Here is a 20,760-nt window from a genome sequence, read left to right on the forward strand (position 1 = left end):
CACCCGCTTTGAAACACAAGCGAGACTAAAAAGAAATACACGTTCGTAGACATATTGAATTGACAGCCGCTTTAACAGAGATGTTAGAGCAAAAGAATAAGAGTAAGATAATCGAGAGATTAAAAAGAACCGATAGAGACTGATTCGAATAACAATACGATCTTGATTAATTGAGATCAACAATATACGATGAAGAGTTTGATCCTGGCTCAGGATGAACGCTAGCGGCAGGCTTAACACATGCAAGTCGAGGGGTATAGTTCTTCGGAGCTAGAGACCGGCGCACGGGTGCGTAACGCGTATGCAATCTACCTTTTACAGAGGGATAGCCCAGAGAAATTTGGATTAATACCTCATAGTATAGTACGGCCGCATGGCTGAACTATTAAAGTCACAACGGTAAAAGATGAGCATGCGTCCCATTAGCTAGTTGGTAAGGTAACGGCTTACCAAGGCAACGATGGGTAGGGGTCCTGAGAGGGAGATCCCCCACACTGGTACTGAGACACGGACCAGACTCCTACGGGAGGCAGCAGTGAGGAATATTGGACAATGGGCGCAAGCCTGATCCAGCCATGCCGCGTGCAGGATGACGGTCCTATGGATTGTAAACTGCTTTTGTACGAGAAGAAACACTGCTTCGTGAAGCAGCTTGACGGTATCGTAAGAATAAGGATCGGCTAACTCCGTGCCAGCAGCCGCGGTAATACGGAGGATCCAAGCGTTATCCGGAATCATTGGGTTTAAAGGGTCCGTAGGCGGTTTAATAAGTCAGTGGTGAAAGCCCATCGCTCAACGGTGGAACGGCCATTGATACTGTTAGACTTGAATTATTAGGAAGTAACTAGAATATGTAGTGTAGCGGTGAAATGCTTAGAGATTACATGGAATACCAATTGCGAAGGCAGGTTACTACTAATTGATTGACGCTGATGGACGAAAGCGTGGGTAGCGAACAGGATTAGATACCCTGGTAGTCCACGCCGTAAACGATGGATACTAGCTGTTGGAAGCAATTTCAGTGGCTAAGCGAAAGTGATAAGTATCCCACCTGGGGAGTACGTTCGCAAGAATGAAACTCAAAGGAATTGACGGGGGCCCGCACAAGCGGTGGAGCATGTGGTTTAATTCGATGATACGCGAGGAACCTTACCAAGGCTTAAATGTAGATTGACCGTTTTGGAAACAGAACTTTCGCAAGACAATTTACAAGGTGCTGCATGGTTGTCGTCAGCTCGTGCCGTGAGGTGTCAGGTTAAGTCCTATAACGAGCGCAACCCCTGTTGTTAGTTGCCAGCGAGTCAAGTCGGGAACTCTAACAAGACTGCCAGTGCAAACTGTGAGGAAGGTGGGGATGACGTCAAATCATCACGGCCCTTACGCCTTGGGCTACACACGTGCTACAATGGCCGGTACAGAGAGCAGCCACTGGGCGACCAGGAGCGAATCTATAAAACCGGTCACAGTTCGGATCGGAGTCTGCAACTCGACTCCGTGAAGCTGGAATCGCTAGTAATCGGATATCAGCCATGATCCGGTGAATACGTTCCCGGGCCTTGTACACACCGCCCGTCAAGCCATGGAAGCTGGGGGTGCCTGAAGTCGGTGACCGCAAGGAGCTGCCTAGGGTAAAACTGGTAACTAGGGCTAAGTCGTAACAAGGTAGCCGTACCGGAAGGTGCGGCTGGAACACCTCCTTTCTAGAGCCTTAGTGTTAGTGGAAACACACGCTGGGGAAAAAAGAAGAAGCTTTATGGGTTTTGATTTCAAGGCTATTTTACTCTTGCTGTTAGTTCAAATAATAAATTTTAAGTAAAACAGAGTCTCGTAGCTCAGCTGGTTAGAGTACTACACTGATAATGTAGGGGTCGGCAGTTCGAGTCTGCCCGGGACTACTAAAATTTAGATTTAAGATTATAGATTTTAGATTTAAAGTTAAGCTTAAAAAAGGAAATTCTGGAAGTTGGGATTCACCACAGGAAATTAGAGAAGAACTCAAGAAATCTAAAATCTGAATTCTACAATCTAAGATTGAAAAATGGGGGATTAGCTCAGCTGGCTAGAGCGCCTGCCTTGCACGCAGGAGGTCAACGGTTCGACTCCGTTATTCTCCACGATTTTAGTCATAAAGTCTAAAGTTATAAAGTCCAAAGTGATTCACTTGACGACTTTTGACTTTTGAGCTTCGACTAAATAAAGTTCATTGACATATTGAGATAAGAAAATAATAAAAAGTAGAAAGCGTTTTTTACAATTTATTGTAAAAGACAAAAAAAACGGTCATAATTGATTTTATGATTGGTACAATAAGCAAAATAAGGGCGTATGGGGGATGCCTTGGCTCTCAGAGGCGATGAAAGGCGTGATAAGCTGCGAAAAGCTGCGGGGACGGGCACACACCGATTGATCCGCAGATACCTGAATGGGGCAACCCACTATGTTGAAGACATAGTACACCGATAGGTGGGCAAACCCGCTGAACTGAAACATCTAAGTAGGCGGAGGAGAAGAAAACAAAAGTGATTCCGTAAGTAGTGGCGAGCGAACGCGGATTAGCCCAAACCAGTGTTGTTACGGCAATGCTGGGGTTGTAGGACCACGACATTTTATGCACAAGGAACCGGAAGTTGCTGGAAAGCGGCACCATAGAGGGTGATAGTCCCGTATGGGTAACAAGTGTAATAGATAGTGGTATCCTGAGTAGGGCGGGGCACGTGAAACCCTGTCTGAATTTGGCGGGACCATCCGCTAAGGCTAAATACTCCTGAGAGACCGATAGTGAACCAGTACCGTGAGGGAAAGGTGAAAAGAACCGTGAATAACGGAGTGAAATAGATCCTGAAACCATACGCTTACAAGCGGTCGGAGCCCTTTCGTGGGGTGACGGCGTGCCTTTTGCATAATGAGCCTACGAGTTAACGTTGCTGGCAAGGTTAAGTGGTTAAGCCACGGATCCGTAGCGAAAGCGAGTCTGAATAGGGCGCTTTAGTCAGTAGTGTTAGACGCGAAACCGTGTGATCTACCCATGGGCAGGTTGAAGCTGTGGTAACACACAGTGGAGGACCGAACCGGTTGACGTTGAAAAGTCTTCGGATGACCTGTGGGTAGGGGTGAAAGGCCAATCAAACTCGGAAATAGCTCGTACTCCCCGAAATGCATTTAGGTGCAGCGCTGTGCATAAAGTTATATAGAGGTAGAGCTACTGATTGGATGCGGGGGCTTCACCGCCTACCAATTCCTGACAAACTCCGAATGCTATATAATGTTTCACAGCAGTGAGGGCTTGGGTGCTAAGGTCCAAGTCCGAGAGGGAAAGAACCCAGACCATCAGCTAAGGTCCCCAAATATACGCTAAGTTGAAAGAACGAGGTTTGTCTGCCCAGACAGCTAGGATGTTGGCTTGGAAGCAGCCATTCATTTAAAGAGTGCGTAACAGCTCACTAGTCGAGCGGACGAGCATGGATAATAATCGGGCATAAGCGTATTACCGAAGCTATGGATTTACAGTTTACTGTAAGTGGTAGGGGAGCATTCTAACAGGGTTGAAGGTGTATCGTCAGGTATGCTGGACTGGTTAGAAAAGAAAATGTAGGCATAAGTAACGATAATGCGGGCGAGAAACCCGCACACCGAAAAACTAAGGTTTCCACAGCTATGCTAATCAGCTGTGGGTTAGTCTGGTCCTAAGGCGAACCCGAAAGGGACAGTCGATGGCTAACGGGTTAATATTCCCGTACTACTAATTACTGTGATGGGGTGACGGAGTGATGAAAGCGCCGCGAACTGACGGAATAGTTCGTTGAAGTACCTACCTATAAGATGCGCAGGCAAATCCACGCGTCTTGGGGAAATACGATAGTACTCGGAGTCTTCGGACAAAGAGATAGTGCGCCTAAGGGCTTCCAAGAAAAACCTCTAAACTTCAGGTAATTAGTACCAGTACCGTAAACCGACACAGGTAGTTGAGGAGAGAATCCTAAGGTGCTCGAGAGATTCATGGCTAAGGAATTAGGCAAAATAGACCTGTAACTTCGGGAGAAAGGTCGCCCCCAGCAATGGGGGCCGCAGTGAAGAGGTCCAGGCGACTGTTTATCAAAAACACAGGGCTCTGCAAAATCGTAAGATGAAGTATAGGGCCTGACACCTGCCCGGTGCTGGAAGGTTAAGAGGAGATGTTATCTTCGGAGAAGCATTGAATTGAAGCCCCAGTAAACGGCGGCCGTAACTATAACGGTCCTAAGGTAGCGAAATTCCTTGTCGGGTAAGTTCCGACCTGCACGAATGGTGTAACGATCTGGACACTGTCTCAGCCATGAGCTCGGTGAAATTGTAGTAACGGTGAAGATGCCGTTTACCCGCAGTGGGACGAAAAGACCCTGTGCACCTTTACTATAGCTTAGTATTGACCTTGGATAAATGATGTGTAGGATAGGTTGGAGACTGTGAAGTGGCGTCGCCAGGCGTTGTGGAGTCATTGTTGAAATACAACCCTTTGTTTATCTGAGGCCTAACCCCATATTGTGGGGGACATTGCTTGGTGGGTAGTTTGACTGGGGTGGTCGCCTCCAAAAGAGTAACGGAGGCTTCTAAAGGTTCCCTCAGTACGCTTGGTAACCGTGCGTAGAGTGCAATGGCATAAGGGAGCTTGACTGAGAGACATACAGGTCGATCAGGTACGAAAGTAGAGCATAGTGATCCGGTGGTTCCGCATGGAAGGGCCATCGCTCAAAGGATAAAAGGTACGCCGGGGATAACAGGCTGATCTCCCCCAAGAGCTCATATCGACGGGGGGGTTTGGCACCTCGATGTCGGCTCGTCACATCCTGGGGCTGGAGAAGGTCCCAAGGGTTGGGCTGTTCGCCCATTAAAGTGGCACGCGAGCTGGGTTCAGAACGTCGTGAGACAGTTCGGTCTCTATCTACTGTGGGCGTTAGAAATTTGAGTGGATCTGATTCTAGTACGAGAGGACCGAATTGGACAAACCTCTAGTGTATCTGTTGTCCCGCCAGGGGCACCGCAGAGTAGCTACGTTTGGAAGGGATAAGCGCTGAAAGCATATAAGCGCGAAACCCACCACAAGATGAGATTTCTTTTAAGGATCGTGGAAGATGACCACGTTGATAGGCTATAGATGTAAAGGCAGTAATGTCATAGTCGAGTAGTACTAATAATCCGTAAGCTTATGTACACCCTTTTCCTCCCGAGCAATCGGGAGGGAGAAACTTTCTAAAACTAAAATACTTTCTTTATCTCAGTATGTTAAGATATTTGCCCGTCGCGGGCAGTCTTTAAGTCGAAAGATTAAAGTCGAAAGTCGAAAGACCTGCCACTTTATGACCTCGGACTTCAGACTAACAACCTTAAGGTGGTTATTGCGGCGGGGCTCACCTCTTCCCATCCCGAACAGAGTAGTTAAGCCCGCCTGCGCAGATGGTACTGCAGTTTTGTGGGAGAGTATGTCGTCGCCTTTCTTTTGAAAAACCCTATCCAAAACGGATAGGGTTTTTTGTTTTGCAATAATTTGTAATGAAAATTTATATGTATCTGAAATAAATAATAATCTATATTACTTGGTGAATTATTTAAAGAAATTATACTCAATTTTGATAATCGTATAATTTAGTAGTTGAAGAAGATTATTAATTCATTTAAAATTAATTCAAAAAAAACTCCTTTAATAAAGGAGTTTTTGAAAAGGGTACATTTAAAACCGTTATTTAGTTTATGTTTTTTGTTTCTTTATAGCTAATATTTATTGCTATTTACATCATTTATAAATTGAATTACGCCATTCATAAAAACTTTTTGATCATCCCACATAGCTAAATGGCTTCCGTTTGGGCAGTATAGAAAACGTCCTTTTTTGACTAATTTACTTTGTTCTTCCATTGCTTTGGGGTCCATAGTATCGTATTTTGCACCAATCATTAATGTTGGGATAGTAATTTCATGAAGGCGGTTTTTTATATCCCATTTAGCTAAACGACCGCTGATTCCAAATTCACTAGGTCCTTGCATTAAAGTGTAGATTTCTGCATTTACATGTTTACTGGCTCTATTTAAGCCGTCTGGCCATTCTTTTAATCGGCATAAATGTTCTTTATAGAAGTTAGGTATTAATAATTCCATATAACGTGGATTATTGAAGTCTTTTTTAGCTTCCAAAGCTCTTATTTCTGCAAGAATTTCTGGCTTCATTTGTTTCGCCAATACTTCATCTGCATACTTACCATATTCTGGGGCACTTGCAACCATATTAGCAACTAATAACCCTTTTAAGTTTTTTTGATATTTTAGTGCATATTCCATTGCTAGAATTCCTCCCCAGGAATTTCCTAAGACATAAAAATTATCTTTATCAGCACTAATAGCTTTACGAACTTGTTCCACTTCTTCTACAAATCGTTCTGTTGTCCATAAACTACTGTCTTTTGGCTGATCGCTGTAATAAGATCCTAATTGATCATATTCATAAAATTCAAAACCTTCACGTTGAAAGAAAGTTTCGAAGCATTCCATATATTCATGCGTCATTGCGGGACCTCCATGTAAAAGCAAAATTTTTATTTTTGGATTATTTCCAAAACGTTTTGTCCAAACTTTAAACTCTCCAACAGGTGTTTTAATTGGAATCATTTTTACTCCGGCTGACTCAACAGCGCCGCTTTGATCGTAAGTGAAATAATCTGAAAGTGTTTGGGATTTATTTTCATTTTTACATGATATAACCAAAATGACTAGCGCTAAGAGACTGATTGGACGCATATTTTTGAAATTAAGTTTATACAATATTGGATTAAAAATACGAATTAATATTAAAATTAATGAAATTTGTAAAACGTTTAAAAATATGATTTAATTAGTTTTTACAAATATTAAATCAAAAAGCCATTCCGTTACGGGAATAGATTTCTGTTTCATAGATTGTGGTGTAGAGGAGACGTTTGCACAATATTTCATAATGACTCTTCGAGAGTCACAGAAGTTGAGTCCCAATTCGTCTTGAACCTCCTTGCTGTTATAATTATACTTGTAACTTTCTACACAAAGGGATTCGTGCATAAGTGGACATTATAGTATTTTATTATATGAATCTATTGTTTTCCTATGATAAGAGAGAACACTATTAAAGATCAGAGTAAAGAATATAAAGACGTCATAATATTGTAATTCTGTTCTAAAAAGAATTTATTAAAATTAATGTAGTAATTGAGCTAAATCTTAGTATTAAATTTTTCATCATTTACTTGACTCCAAGTTTTAATTTTTCATCAACTCTTGTTCCAATATTTTCGAAGCTCTCGCACAAATCCTTATCTTTTTTGCTTCTGAAAAAACGATTGAGTGCTATTTTTTTTACTTAAATAAATTCAATAGTTCAAAATCTTCTTTTCAATAAAATTACCTTTTAGAAACTTATATTTTTCGATTTTATTCTTCTTAATAACATCAAACAACTTAATCTCGCTATCATACTCATATTTCAATTGTTAAACCATTGACACTGAATAAGATGAATTAATAACTAGCTTTAATCTGAACTCATCTTCTGGCAAATCATGATTTCTAGATAATAAATCCATTGCATAAATCAGTTCTCGATTTTTTATTTTGTTAATTTTTTCAGGATTAATATTTTTATCAAATGTCTTAACAATATCCATCGACAATGAATCTGCACTTAGATTGATTTCTCTTTTATAATCTAAATGATTCTCTTTATTTAAAGTATTAATTGTGTCTCTGAGCCAATTTTTGAAAATAAGTTCATTCTTATTTTGGGGTGGATTAATTTTTTCTTCTTTGTATCTACAATTAATAAAAATCAAAAAAATCAAACTAATAAATATTATTTTTTTTAATATATCCATAATTATTATAAATGAAATCTTGTGTTATTTTGTTTTTTTTCTCCTCTACCAGTAGTGATGTTTGTATATATAGTGTTACCAATAATCTTTGTCGCCGATATTTGATAACCTTCTTTTTTATAAGTGAACCCAGAAACATCTATACCGCCATTATTGTCTTTTTTATATGTTGATAATAATCCTTTTGAGTCTTCGCTCCAAGTATAACCTCTATGACTATTACTCCATTTAGAAGATATTAAATCAATTCCATCCCAACCATTTGCACCTCCACTATAATCACTAAATCCAGAAACGCCTTGTGAATTCCCTATAGCATTTATCGCTGCACCCATTGCAAATTTCGAATTCTTATCTCCTAACTCCATAAAGGATGATAAATTACCTTGCGTGGCTCCTTGAGCAAAATTATTATCATACATGACTGCATCGTCCAAAGTAGGGACTTTTCTAGAACCTCCTCCATCAATAAAATTAATAGTGACATTACCAATCGCAAAAGACTCGTTTTTACTTCCACCTGATTCTGCATGAATTACAGAAGCAAAGGCAAGTAACACTTCATTCGTAACTCCTTTCAATTCAGTAGATTTATATATATTCGTTTTTCCTCCACCAATAGGTTTGTAATCACCATTATTTTACAACATAAACTTTTTGGTCATCAATTCCGTCATTACCTAGCCAATCACCATCATTAGTATAATAAACACCATCTAACATTCCGTCAGGATCAATCTTCAGAATAGGATTGTTTCGTACATGATTATAAGAGACAGTCAATTACGTTTTTCAGCCATTGAGTCTAAATTCATAAACCTTCCAATAGTAGGATCTTAATTACGTGCCTCATAGTCGTAGAAGTTAAGCCCAGTTCATCTTGAAGTTCTTTTCAACTGTACTTATACTTGTAACGAGCCTCACGAAAGGATTCGTGGGGAGCTGTGTAAAAATATCCATTGTAATAAATTATTTAGCACTTTTAATGTTATCTTTATTTTATAATTTAATTTAAAAAAAATAGTTTAAAAGAGGAATTAATGCTTCTTTATCTGAACGAAGTTTTATCATGATAATAGAAGTATTCCAAATTAAAAACAATAATAATTAGAATTCGACAATTATGATTTCATACATAGAATTTGGCAACATTTTCAAGCTAGAAGGGGTCACTAGCTTTGCGCACGGTTGCAATTGTGCTGGAGCAATGGGCAAAGGTATTGCATTACAATTTAAACAAAAATACCCGAAAATGTATCTTGAATATAATAAGTTATGTAAAGAAGGACAATTTTCTTTAGGCGATCTATTAACTTATAAACATGAAAATGAGGTCATTTTTAATTTAGGCACTCAAAAAACATGGAGAACTAATGCTGATATATCTGCTATTGAAAGTTCCTTAAACAAGATGTTGTTATATGCTTCTAAAAATAATATTTTCAAAATAGCATTACCGAAAATTGGTGCTGGTTTGGGCGGTCTCAACTGGAGTGATGTAAAATCTACGATTGAAAAAGTAGCTCAAAAATACCCAAAAATAGATTTATTTGTTGTCGAGAATTACAAAGAATGAATTAAATAGGCCCTGTTTTTTATCGATCATTCCAAACTTCATTAAACATTTCATCTGAAATATAATCAGATTCTTCTAAAGCTAATTCATCAAGTGATTGATCATAAAGAAAGGATTCTCCATGTTGAGGATTATCATTTGTCAAATAGACTTTTCCAAAATCGCTTATTTCAAGTTGCCTAATTGCTTTTCCGTTGTGAAAATGCATATAGAAAAGGACATTTTATTCTGCCCAATATTTTTTTATAAAAACTTCTTCCATCATTTATTATTGTTTGAAAACTGAAACACCATGATTTACTATTCTTCCTTGTAATGAGAGAGTACCTGTATTTGGAACTAAGAAATTATTAGGAGTGTTCTCAATTACTTTTAATCCACCTAAATCAACATCAATAAAATTTGTTAATTTCTTAGAGTTCCAAGGCACTCCAAATAATCTTCTTGATACTTGCCCAGAAGTCAGATCTCCAGCCACTAGATCAGTAAAATATTGCCCCGATCCATGTCTAGCATTCTTTGCACCTACAGATGATATTAATTCTCCCGATTCCATTATTGCCTGATTATGTTGTACTGCTACCTCATGAGTATAGAGAGTTTCTCCATTTTCTTTTTTAAAATTTAAATAATCTGTTGTATTACCGCCTTTATTGCTTACTTGTGTTGTTGCTCCAGTTACTAAATCAATATCATATTCATTAGCCATCATCCCATCAGGATCAATAAAATAAACAAGGATTATTAAGTGCATAAGTATATGGACTAAATTTTCTTGATACTTCAGCTAGTGGATCAATATTCATCCAGCGACCAAGAGCAGAGTCATAATTACGTGCTCCATAGTCGTACATATTAAGCCCCAGCTCGTCTTTCAATTCTTTTCCGTTGTACTTATACTTGTAACGAGCCACACGAAAGGATTCGTGCGGGAGCAGGGGGAAAAAGGGGATCGAGTTAATATTTTTTAATGTAATTTTCCCAATCTTTCGGGTATTTCTTTTTGATTTTTGTTAATATGTAATCAGGAATAGGCTCATTAGTATAATTCAAACCTTTTTCTTTCAAAAATTGAATCACTTCAAGTTTACTTTTATACTGCTCAGATTCTAAGTCAATTATGCATTTTCGTAATGCCTCTAAAATATAGACATCTTCTCCGTCTACTGTCTTATATAACACTAAATGGAAATTCGCACCGTTTTGTAAAAGATATAATAATACATCCATCTTTTCACTAGTAATAGCTTCTGAAAGAGGTAAATCTGTATGACCAAAATTGCGATAGTTTACATTTGCACCTGATTTAACCAGAAGTTTAACTTTCTCCAAACTATTAGGGTCTACATAACTAATCGCTGCCAACAAAGCTGTTTGCCTAGCTTCATCATCCCTTTTAAACGGAGCAGTTTCAATAGCATTGGGATTTCCTTTGTATTTTAAAATTAACTCAATATATTTCGGATCGTTATTATTAGCTGCGCAAATAACAGCTGACCCACTTCTATATGAATCCATAACATTTGGGTCGGCTCCTGATGCTAATAATAATTTTGTAATTTGAAATTGGCTATTTTTTATCGACAACATTAATAGGGTATTTCCAAATTTAGGCTCTTTAAAATCAATATTAACCTTCGTATTCTTAATAATTTTTTTTATCTTAATAGTATCCTCATCTTCAACTGCTTTTGCTAATTGCCATGCGGGAGTTTTTTGAAACAATCGATAATCATTTCCTAATAAATTTTCTTTATTAACGATGTTTTCTCTGTTATTACAGCTAATAAATAATAAAATTGCAGCAAAATATATAGTTAGTTTTTTCATGATTTTAAGTTATTTATACTTGTTCCACCAATTTGATACTGAATTTTTAACAAATCCTCCAAAGGATTGTGTTCTTAAGCCTTCAATGGCTGAATCGATACTATGTCCATTAGCCACTCCCTGAGTACTTCCTGGATCAATGTAATGTTTAGTCCCTCCAGCAGTTGGTAATCCAGTAGCACCTTGTAACGCATTAAGGGGGTCAGTTATAACAATATATGCATCAGTTGTTGTTGATTTTTGAAGACCTCCAGGTGAAAATACGGATAATCCAGCAGCATTAAAAGTTACAGCATTGTCTCCTGTTGCAATTGCATTTGCTTCGGCTAAACCGCCTCCCAGAGAATGTCCTGTAAATGTTAATTCAGCACCTTTAAGACTTGCATCTAGTTCTTTTGCATTATCAGTGGATTGTTTATATTGTTCAGCCATACCAAATATTTGCTTTACATCTTGTTTGGTATCTTTCATATCTTCTGTTCCAGCAGTAGCATAAGTATATTCTGTTTTCCCTTTAACTGTTCGTTCATAAACCTGAGATTTAAATCCTGTATCATTATTACTTAGCGTTAGGCCCCTTCCTACGCTAGAGACTTTCCAGCCTCCTATTAATTTCACCTTGTCTCCATAAACATGTTTTGACATAATTGCTGCTTCTAATGGGGATGGTATTGCTATCATTCCATCTGGATCAATAAAATAAACAGGATTATTAAGAGCGTATGTATAAGGACTAAACCTTCTAGATTTTTCCGCCAATGGATCTATGTTCATCCAGCGACCAAGAGCAGGGTCATAATTACGTGCTCCATAGTCGTACATATTAAGCCCCATCTCGTCTTGAAGCTCTTTTCCATTGTACTTATATTTACTCGCTGGATTTGTAGAAGTTACAGCAGTATTATACCCTTGATGTTTTAGCCCAAAAGGATAATAATTATTTTCTTCTACTATGGTTAAATCTTTATTATAGCTTAAACGGATATTTCCAAGATGATCTTTATATTGGTAAATATACTCATAAACGCCATTATTATTACTCACATATCCTTCTGGTTGCGGAAAAAACTGCAATATATTGTTTTCGTACTGAAATCCATTTGCATAATCGGTTGTGATATTTCCGGCTATTTTACGTTGTTTTATTCCTGCTGCATCATATGTATAACTGATTGTACCGCCCGGAAGTGTTATTAGTGTTGGGAGATTTAAGTTATTATATACTATATTGGTTATGCCTTTGTTGGCATCGGTTTTCATGTTGCCGTTATCATCATATGTATACTCGACAGGAAGATTGGCACCGTTTTTAAAACCTTCATTTGGGTCTGCGTTGTCTTCTACTTTAATAATTTTATTACCTGCATCATATGTATAAATTAAATCATCAAAAATAGACATTACTCTTTTAGAGGTTCCGGTGTTTTTAGGCCTGATTCCTGTTCGGTACATGCTCATGATATTTCCGTTTTTATCATACGATGCCATTTCTTCCTGATCGTTTGACTCCCCAACCGCATATATTAACCTGTCTAGTTGATCATAACCATATGCATAATTTTTTAAACTGCTATCATAATTTGTAGTTTTCCAAAATGTCTGGCTGATATTACCATTAAATAGAGGGGTAGATATATTATTAATATCATTATAATTTAATTGAAAAGCGAATAAATTGTTTCCAATTGCATTTATATTATTAATACCTTTTAACCAACCTCTAATGTTGTAAGTATAATCAATGTTTTGAAGGCGTGGCTGTGTTGTTTTTCCTCCAACTCCTTTTGCTGTCAATTGCCCTAAATTACTATAATTATTACTTACAATTAATTCCTGTGCCTGATTATTGATGGTTTGCTTTTGAGTTAACAAACGTCCGGCATGATCATAAGAATAGCTATCTGTTATTGTTATTAAAGCATCATCTCCTTTTTTATGTGAATTTGTTGTCTCAAGGATTTTACCTGCAAAATCAAGTTGTGTTTTTACTGTTGAAGTAACTGCTAAATAATTATTATTATTGTAATTATAGACAGATCTTCCTTTTGAATCATAATAGCTCACACTAGTAATCCAATTATTGGTATCTAAAATGCGTACTTTCGAGCATGTGTTTAATCCTTTAGGGTTAGTAATACTAGTAATGCTATAAGATGATACTGCGTCTCCGCCATCTAAGTCAATGTATTTATAATCGTCATAATAATTTATAACAAACAAATCTATTCCTAAGTTTGGGAAAACATTGTTTGAATAGTTTAAATTTGTTCCATTGATGTTTAAAATTGCGGTTTGTTTATTTTCTGATACTGTACCGCTCTTATCTGCTAATGCCTGAATAGTAGCTCTCGTTGTATTTGTTGTATTAATATATTCTCCTGTATATACAGATCTGTTAAAAACATCATATTTTGTAAAGAGCCATTTATTTGAAGCTCTTAAATTAGCATCTTGAGTTAATAATAGTCGGTCTAGTTTGTCATAAACAAGATATTCTACATCTTTACCAGGCAATCTTTTCTCTATTAATCTATTTTTTGTATCATATTTATATTGATAACACAAATTGTTTAAAATAATACTATCCGGTTCAGTGCGATAACCACTGCAATTAGTGGGTAAAATAACAGTAAATGTAGCAGAAAAACTGGTTGAAGGTACACCGGTAATACTAGTGAGTTTCAGTTTTCCATTCACTATGCTTGCATTGTAATCACCATTAGATATGGTTCCTAAATTTATATCTGGTAAGGTACACGGTGAAGTTAATAAGTCTTGAGGATTATTGCTTAAGAACGACGAATTATAACCGCCGCTAAAAGCAACTTTTAGAACATTGTTTACAATTGTAACTGTTACTGAACCTGATCCACTTGTAGTTCCTGAAAATACTGATTGATTGAAAATTTTATTAAAATCCTCAAAACCACCAACTGACTGTTCTGTTTTAATTAAAGCATCTGTATTTGCTAAAGGTGGAATTACATACGTTAAATTCCCATATTCGTCATACAAATAATAGGTGTCATGATTTACATTGGCTAATGTTCCATTTACTTTTGATTCTCCAAAAATTCTTTTTAGAACTATATTCCCTTCCTTGTCTATAAATTCATGTGTTGTATTGTTATCTCCATCAGCCGTGACCCAGTTCTCGTTTTTGACAATTTTTTTATTTAACAAACCAACAACGTAATATGATGATGAGTAAATTTTAGAATCAATTGTTTCTGAACCAATTTTTGATCTAATTAAAAATTGTTTTACTTCATTTTCCTGATTGGTTTGATAGTCAAATTTTATTTCATGCCCATTTCCCAAAGCCCAATCTGATCCTGGAAAAGCTTGTTTCATTATCCGGCTAAGAGGCGAATGTTCAAAATCTTTTTGTGAAAATGGATTTGGTTTTGAATTATTGATATCAGCAGGATAATTTGATTTATAATAATTATTTGTATTTGCTATAGCAGCATTTCTATAAGAAGCTAAATTAATCGAAGTATCCATGTAGGGAAGAAATTCCATTTTTTGCCTTCCAATTGAATCATATGTTATTGTGGTTATTATGTCTTTAATGCTAGGAGAGGCTTTAATATTAATATTTTGCATAGGTCTTCCTAATCCGTCAAAATAGTTAATAGTTTCTATCACATCACTATTTTTAGTGATTTCTAAAGATGTATTCATTGGGGTTTGAAATACTCTCGTAAAAACATAATTTTCATTACTAAACTGATTGCTGCGATAAGCATCAGATTCTATTTTGGCAATGAAAGTACTTCCGGGTTTTATCCAGGCATTTGGTTTTAATGTAATACTTTCTGAAGCAATAAGGGTCTCTGTACCAGTAATGTTATAATTGTTTTCTTTAACAATTGTCACAGGAGTTTGAGCATTGCTATGAAATCCAATCAATAAAAACAGAGTGTATTTTAATATATTCTTCATTTGATATTAGTTTTTATAGTTATATTGGTTTTCAGAAATTAATTTGCCTTCAGCATCTTTAATCGATATTAATTTTCCGAAATTGTCATAATTATAACTGATTTTATCGCCTTTTGGATCTGTAATAGTGCTTACTCCAACTAAAGGAATATGTGTATAAGTAGTAATCATACTGTTTGATAATGAAACATTATTTCGCAGATTATTTATTGTATCAAGATTAGTTTCATTATAATTATTTAGTGTAGTGGTTGTTATTCCTAATGCAGCAGCCACTTGTGTATAAGTAGCATTCTCTATTTTTGCGATAGGCACAGTTTTATTATAACCCCAAATAAAGACAGTATAAATCCCTTCACCAGAATGAAATTCTACTAAATTCCCTGTTGCATCGTAATTATCATAAAACATTGATTTTTGGTTTGCTGAATTTCCTAAAGGAATAACATCTATTTTTTTAGGCACTGTAATATTTGAGACTTCGCCATATTCATAATTGATCTGTTCCTTAACTTTAGCATTAGTAGTAATTGTTTTTAGAGAGGGGAGATTCCAAATATTTTGTTTATAGGGATCAGTGTAAAGAATACTTTCATTGTAAAATTCTCCATTTTCGATATTAGATTTAGAAATTCGAGCAATAAAGCCATTGTTATACGCATAAGATGTAATTGCTGTTACAGCACCTTTATCAAAATAATTATTTTCAGTTTGTTTTTGCAGTAATGTTTCTTTTCCAAAAATTGGATAAAAACTAATCTGATATCGAGGTAATTCATCTAGAGTTCCATCACTATTATATTGAAAAAATTCTCCATAAAAACTTACTCTGGCTCCATAATCTATTACACTTCTATTCTTTAAGTATTGATAGATTGTTTCCTTTACTCTAAAATCTTTAGAATTAAATATATTTTCTGTTAGTATAGAACCATTATCTATATCATCATTTGAATAAGTATAATTATTAATTGATCTTACATTATCCAGATACACTACATTCTCTGCTCTGTTTTGAAATGTTTTTTTTATGTAACCATTGTTGATGTTGCTAAATTCAGTAATCTTAACAGTGTCGTATCCAACATAATTAGATATTCCGTTTGGTGATACATTGAAGTAATTATTAGAAGACAGTCGATATACTGTAACTCCATATAGATATCCAGTGGAACTTGGATGGCTGGCAGTATTAGCATAAGAATTTGTTTTTGCTGCTAAAAGAGGTATCATCGTTTTACCACCTTCGTACTGATAAGTTTTTGCAGTTGCAATTGAGCCATTAGAATCAAAATTCGTGATTTTTTTTATTCTTAGCCCATTTCCTTTTGTTCGTGTTTGAGCTTCGTCTTGTATTGAATAAAATAAATTACTGGCTTCATTTAATTCATACTCAAAAGTTGTGTAACCTTTAGTTGGATATTTTATCTTTTCTAGTATAGAGGCTTTTGCATAATCTTCATTAGCATTTAAATTATTTCCATTGTTACCAAGAAAATTATAATACTTAAATTGAATTGGATTTGGAATGATAGAGGTATTTTGATTACTACCATTATAATACCCCCAAAAATCTATTGCAAATGAATTTTTTTGAGGTAGATTTTGGCTATTATATGTAAAATTGTATTCTTGATCATTGATTGTAACGGAATTCAATTTTAATCTATAAAGATTTGTGTTCTGATTGATGATTGATTGTGCTTCTGTAAACACATTTGTTGATGTAATTGCATTGAAGTAGCCGTAATCAAATTTTACTTTTTTAATTTTTCGATTATTTTGATTATTCAATACAATAGAATCTAATTTTTGCAGCAATGAATGATCTGTTCTATTTGAATAATAAAAATTTAATTTACCTTCATTTGATGTTATTGAATTTATTAATTTTAAGTTTTGCTTGGAAATATTATAAAATATTTTGCTATACTCACCATGACTATTATCACCAGTTGGGATAAAAACATAATCAGGGAATGATATTTGCGATTGACCAAAATAATCTAAAGTTACCTTGTTAAATGGCTTAGTAGAAAAATGGCTTCGAGAATCCACTTTCGATTTGGTATATTCTTGTGTATATGATGGACTATAGGAGACATTGTCAATATTTATATAATCAATAATTGTTTCTTTTTTATTTGGTTCAATGATTTTTGTTAATTTCCAAGTTCTAGAATCAATAATAGTTGTGGCAGAAGGAGCAGAACTTTGATTTTTTATATTCTCTAATGCAGCAAATTCATATATTGTGCCTGTAGGTGCAGTAATTATAAATTTAATTTCGGTATTACTGATATAAGTCAAAGCAATTTTATATCCATCTTTATTTAAAACTCTAAAAACTAAAGTATTTGAAAGTGTCGAAAAATCATTTATAAAGACTAATGACTGACCTAAAAAATTGGCAGTAAAAATATCAGGTTCAGAATCGAAATTACCATTATTTATAATATCTGCTGTGTGAGATAGTAATCCCTTATAAATAGTATATTCACCATAGTTTATTTTATTTCCGATTGTAATTGGAATTTCAGTTACTTGTGGGTATACAGTTCCTGGCGGATCACAACGATCGTATTGATTTCGTGCATAAATGCAGGGATAAGGTTATGCAGAAGGATATACGTATCCTTGAAAATCAGGTCTCATTTTAAAGTATTGAAAATATAACGATTGAAGATCATCAACATCATTAATGCTTTGAGTTATTGTTCCTAAATTCATATCCCATCCTAAGCCTACCAGACCAGGCTGGTCAGTTACTCTGTTTCCACTTGTCGCGGTATATGTCAAATTAAATGGAACTTGTGAAAGCTGCACTAAAGGAATGCTGATATTAGCAGAACCATTATATTCATTTAACCCAATTTCCTGAAATTTAAATAAAGAAGCAGCACTTGGAGTTAAAGGCATATTTGGCATGTATTGTTTTTGAATTTCTACGCTTGTTTTGATTTGTGCTGACGTATTAATACTTGAAATAAGTGTTAAAAGAAAGATAATTTTAATTTTTAAATGCATGGTTATTTGTAATTTATTGATTCTTTGACGGTTGCCTGAATTTGAGTAGTACTAATTTTAACGGCAATTATAGTAAAAAAATTCTTATAATTTTAAATAAATATTAACAGAATATTTCTTAATGGATCTCTGGTTTTTTTCTCAATAAAAAAGATATATTTGTAAAAATTAATTACACTTTGCTTTGAAAAAAAATCTACTAAAAAAAGTACCTTCATTCAATCTTCAAGAGATGTTAATTGTATTAGCAATCATTGGTATATTACTATTAATTGCGTTGCCTAATTTAATGCCGCTTATTACTAAAGCTAAAAGCGTAGAGGCACAAGTACAGTTAAAAGCCATTTATAATGCTGAAAAACAGTATTATTTTATGTATTCAAAGTACAGCCCTGATTTTACGGAAATAGATTTTGAAGCTCCAAAAACTACTAAAGAAAATGGCAGCGCTAATTATACTTACGAAATTATTCAATCTGATAATACTGCTTTTAAAGTAAAAGCAACTGCTATTACGGATTTTAACGGTAATGGTGTTTTTAACGTTTGGGAAATTGATCAAAATGGTGTTCCAAAGCAAATTGTAAACGACTAGATGTGGTACTTAAAACTACTTTTAATTATTGTTTTTGCAATTGTTTTATTTCAGGATTTTAAGAATCGGCTGGTATACTGGTTCCTGTATCCAATTATCGGAATTTTAGCATTTGCAATACAATCTTATAGTGTACCAATAACAATTGCGTTCTCTAATTCGAGTTTTAACTTGTTATTTGTCGCCCTTATATTGGGAGTAAGTTTTGTATATATCCGAATTAGAAAGCTGGACTTTCTAAACGCAATAGGAATTGGTGATATTTTATTTTTTATCTTCATATCTTTCACTTTTTCAATCGTATCATTTTTGGTATTATTTGTTTTTGCACTATTATTTTCTCTGATTTTACATTTTGTATTAGGCAATAAAAAAGAGCAGCAAACAGTTCCTTTAGCGGGCTATATGTCACTTTTTTTTGGAGTAGTATATATAACTACCTTTTTTTATAACAGTTCTTTTTTATACGCTTACTAAAATGGAGAAATTTGATATTCCAATAGAGTTTCAACAGCTTGTAAGGTCAGAACAAGCTTATTATTACAGAATTATTCCTTTTGGAAAAAATGAGCAAACGGTTTTACTAAAAACAGATGCTGATGATATTATAAGCCTGCAAAATGAATTAGGAATTTTACTGAGTTTTCAAGTTCAGTTGGAAGCAGATTCAACAGAAAATATAAACCGGTATTTGAGTACGAATTATCGAAAAACGTCTAATAATAGTGTTTCAGAAATTCATTATACGTCAGATTTTTTAGAGAAAATTGTATTAAATGCAAAAGAAATAGGAAGTAGTGATATTCACTTTGAACCATATGAAAAAAATGCAAGAGTACGTTTTCGATTAGACGGAAAACTTAAAGAACAATTTCATATTTCGGTTGAAGAATATCCTATTATTGTAAATAAAATAAAGATTAGGGCACAGCTTGATATTTCCGAAAAGCGTTTGCCTCAGGACGGACGTATTACAATGGTTACAGATTATCAGGATTTTGATGTTCGTGTGTCTGTTTTGCCAACTTTACACGGCGAAAAAGTTGTGTTGCGTATCTTAAGCAAAGACACCAGTCATATTGATATTAATTCGCTTGGTTTTACAGAAAAAGAATTAACAGCTTATCTTGAAAATATAAAACGACCGAATGGAATTGTACTTATTTCAGGACCAACCGGATCTGGAAAAACAACGACATTATACGCTACATTAAAAAAGCTAAACGTTCCCAATACAAATATTTTAACTGTTGAAGATCCGATAGAATATACATTGGAGGGAATTAATCAGGTTCAGTTAAAAGAAAATATAGGACTTGATTTTGCAACAACACTTAGAACTTTTTTACGACAAGATCCTGATATTATAATGGTTGGAGAAATTCGTGACGTAAATACGGCAAATATGGCAATACGTGCCGCTTTAACCGGACATCTTGTTCTTTCAACTATACATACCAATTCAGCCTGGGCAACCGTTTCAAGGTTAATTGATATGGGAATCCCGGCATTTTTAATTGCAAGTACTTTAAACATCAGCGTTGCGCAGCGTTTAGTTCGTAAGCTATGTGATTCTTGTAAAAACGAAGAAACAATTTCATCAGCGATTTTTCCAAGTGGATTTGAGATTCCAAATAATTTAAATTCACATCATGTTGCAGTTGGCTGTGAACATTGTTATCATACAGGTTATTCAGGAAGAAAAGCTATATATGAAATTTTGCCAATTGGCAGCGAATTATCGAATCTAATTAAAAACAACCAACTTGATATTGACGACTATCTTGAAGAAAAAAACATTTTTACACTAAAACGTAATGCATTGTTATTAATAAAAGAAGGAATAACTTCTGTTGATGAAGTTTTTTCATTACTCTTGTAAAATATATAAAAAGTCCTACAACTGATATAAA

At 35.0% G+C, this 20,760-nt stretch carries 14 protein-coding genes, 2 tRNA genes and 3 rRNA genes; 8 read left to right on the forward strand and 11 right to left on the reverse strand.

Annotated elements, in window-relative coordinates:
* Positions 1 to 186 precede the first annotated feature (186 nt).
* From OLM54_RS21380 to rrf, 5 genes are all read left to right on the forward strand, one after another.
* Positions 187 to 1,700, forward strand: a 16S ribosomal RNA gene (locus tag OLM54_RS21380).
* A 121-nt stretch (positions 1,701 to 1,821) separates the two neighbouring features.
* Positions 1,822 to 1,895: transfer RNA gene (locus OLM54_RS21385), tRNA-Ile, on the forward strand.
* Between the two features lie 145 nt (positions 1,896 to 2,040).
* Positions 2,041 to 2,114, forward strand: a tRNA-Ala gene (locus tag OLM54_RS21390).
* 190 nt (positions 2,115 to 2,304) lie between these two features.
* Positions 2,305 to 5,188: ribosomal RNA gene (locus tag OLM54_RS21395) — 23S ribosomal RNA — on the forward strand.
* Between the two features lie 173 nt (positions 5,189 to 5,361).
* Positions 5,362 to 5,471, forward strand: a 5S ribosomal RNA gene (gene rrf / locus OLM54_RS21400).
* Together the 16S, 23S and 5S rRNA genes with 2 tRNA genes alongside form the textbook arrangement of a ribosomal RNA operon.
* A gap of 274 nt (positions 5,472 to 5,745) precedes the next feature.
* Here rrf and OLM54_RS21405 read toward each other — a convergent pair.
* The 4 genes from OLM54_RS21405 to OLM54_RS21420 all read right to left on the reverse strand — a co-directional run bounded on the left by OLM54_RS21405 (position 5,746) and on the right by OLM54_RS21420 (position 8,654).
* The gene (locus tag OLM54_RS21405; RefSeq protein WP_264536540.1) at positions 5,746 to 6,765 is read right to left on the reverse strand and encodes a proline-specific peptidase family protein; all 1,020 of its coding nucleotides are present in this window, start codon (positions 6,763 to 6,765) and stop codon (positions 5,746 to 5,748) included.
* A 725-nt stretch (positions 6,766 to 7,490) separates the two neighbouring features.
* Entirely contained in the window at positions 7,491 to 7,871 is a 381-nt protein-coding gene (locus OLM54_RS21410; RefSeq protein ID WP_264536541.1) for a hypothetical protein, read from the reverse strand.
* Positions 7,872 to 7,876: 5 nt separating this feature from the next.
* A complete protein-coding gene (locus OLM54_RS21415; protein WP_264536542.1) occupies positions 7,877 to 8,452 on the reverse strand; it encodes a hypothetical protein in 576 nt (191 codons plus the stop codon).
* A 55-nt stretch (positions 8,453 to 8,507) separates the two neighbouring features.
* Positions 8,508 to 8,654, reverse strand: coding sequence for a hypothetical protein (locus tag OLM54_RS21420; protein WP_264536543.1), 147 nt, complete (start codon positions 8,652 to 8,654; stop codon positions 8,508 to 8,510).
* Between the two features lie 340 nt (positions 8,655 to 8,994).
* Here OLM54_RS21420 and OLM54_RS21425 point away from each other — a divergent pair, with 340 nt between their 5' ends.
* Positions 8,995 to 9,447 (forward strand): macro domain-containing protein, encoded by a 453-nt coding sequence (locus tag OLM54_RS21425; RefSeq protein ID WP_264536544.1) that lies wholly within the window; start codon positions 8,995 to 8,997, stop codon positions 9,445 to 9,447.
* 19 nt (positions 9,448 to 9,466) lie between these two features.
* Here the strand turns inward: OLM54_RS21425 and OLM54_RS21430 are convergent, their stop codons facing one another.
* The 7 genes from OLM54_RS21430 to OLM54_RS21460 form a co-directional block, all read right to left on the reverse strand.
* On the reverse strand, positions 9,467 to 9,655 hold the full coding sequence (locus tag OLM54_RS21430) for a hypothetical protein (RefSeq protein ID WP_264536545.1): 189 nt from the start codon (positions 9,653 to 9,655) through the stop codon (positions 9,467 to 9,469).
* A 60-nt stretch (positions 9,656 to 9,715) separates the two neighbouring features.
* Positions 9,716 to 10,201, reverse strand: a complete 486-nt coding sequence (locus OLM54_RS21435; protein ID WP_264536546.1) for an HYD1 signature containing ADP-ribosyltransferase family protein — start codon at positions 10,199 to 10,201, stop codon at positions 9,716 to 9,718.
* On the reverse strand, positions 10,170 to 10,301 hold the full coding sequence (locus OLM54_RS21440; protein WP_264538592.1) for an RHS repeat-associated core domain-containing protein: 132 nt from the start codon (positions 10,299 to 10,301) through the stop codon (positions 10,170 to 10,172). The genes OLM54_RS21435 and OLM54_RS21440 overlap by 32 nt, the downstream gene beginning before the upstream one ends.
* A gap of 103 nt (positions 10,302 to 10,404) precedes the next feature.
* On the reverse strand, positions 10,405 to 11,277 hold the full coding sequence (locus tag OLM54_RS21445; RefSeq protein WP_264536547.1) for an ankyrin repeat domain-containing protein: 873 nt from the start codon (positions 11,275 to 11,277) through the stop codon (positions 10,405 to 10,407).
* 9 nt (positions 11,278 to 11,286) lie between these two features.
* Positions 11,287 to 15,192 (reverse strand): DUF6443 domain-containing protein, encoded by a 3,906-nt coding sequence (locus OLM54_RS21450; RefSeq protein WP_264536548.1) that lies wholly within the window; start codon positions 15,190 to 15,192, stop codon positions 11,287 to 11,289.
* 39 nt (positions 15,193 to 15,231) lie between these two features.
* Entirely contained in the window at positions 15,232 to 17,535 is a 2,304-nt protein-coding gene (locus OLM54_RS21455) for a hypothetical protein (RefSeq protein WP_264536549.1), read from the reverse strand.
* Between the two features lie 303 nt (positions 17,536 to 17,838).
* The gene (locus OLM54_RS21460) at positions 17,839 to 18,252 is read right to left on the reverse strand and encodes a hypothetical protein (protein ID WP_264536550.1); all 414 of its coding nucleotides are present in this window, start codon (positions 18,250 to 18,252) and stop codon (positions 17,839 to 17,841) included.
* 184 nt (positions 18,253 to 18,436) lie between these two features.
* Between OLM54_RS21460 and OLM54_RS21465 the strand changes: the two genes are divergently transcribed.
* Both OLM54_RS21465 and OLM54_RS21470 read left to right on the forward strand, forming a co-directional pair.
* Positions 18,437 to 18,847 (forward strand): type IV pilin protein, encoded by a 411-nt coding sequence (locus tag OLM54_RS21465; protein WP_413614459.1) that lies wholly within the window; start codon positions 18,437 to 18,439, stop codon positions 18,845 to 18,847.
* 478 nt (positions 18,848 to 19,325) lie between these two features.
* Positions 19,326 to 20,729: a GspE/PulE family protein gene (locus tag OLM54_RS21470; protein WP_264536552.1), complete on the forward strand. Its 1,404-nt coding sequence runs from the start codon at positions 19,326 to 19,328 to the stop codon at positions 20,727 to 20,729.
* Positions 20,730 to 20,760 lie beyond the last annotated feature (31 nt).

It is taken from the genome of Flavobacterium sp. N1736 (assembly GCF_025947065.1).
GTDB lineage: Bacteria > Bacteroidota > Bacteroidia > Flavobacteriales > Flavobacteriaceae > Flavobacterium.

Bases quoted from the DNA above. Each gene is read 5' to 3' on its own strand.
- OLM54_RS21405 (WP_264536540.1), bottom strand. From the start codon at position 6,765: ATGCGTCCAATCAGTCTCTTAGCGCTAGTCATTTTGGTTATATCATGT.
- OLM54_RS21410 (WP_264536541.1), bottom strand. From the start codon at position 7,871: ATGGATATATTAAAAAAAATAATATTTATTAGTTTGATTTTTTTGATT.
- OLM54_RS21425 (WP_264536544.1), top strand. From the start codon at position 8,995: ATGATTTCATACATAGAATTTGGCAACATTTTCAAGCTAGAAGGGGTC.
- OLM54_RS21430 (WP_264536545.1), bottom strand. From the start codon at position 9,655: ATGCATTTTCACAACGGAAAAGCAATTAGGCAACTTGAAATAAGCGAT.
- OLM54_RS21435 (WP_264536546.1), bottom strand. From the start codon at position 10,201: ATGCACTTAATAATCCTTGTTTATTTTATTGATCCTGATGGGATGATG.
- OLM54_RS21440 (WP_264538592.1), bottom strand. From the start codon at position 10,301: ATGTACGACTATGGAGCACGTAATTATGACTCTGCTCTTGGTCGCTGG.
- OLM54_RS21445 (WP_264536547.1), bottom strand. From the start codon at position 11,277: ATGAAAAAACTAACTATATATTTTGCTGCAATTTTATTATTTATTAGC.
- OLM54_RS21460 (WP_264536550.1), bottom strand. From the start codon at position 18,252: ATGCATTTAAAAATTAAAATTATCTTTCTTTTAACACTTATTTCAAGT.
- OLM54_RS21470 (WP_264536552.1), top strand. From the start codon at position 19,326: ATGGAGAAATTTGATATTCCAATAGAGTTTCAACAGCTTGTAAGGTCA.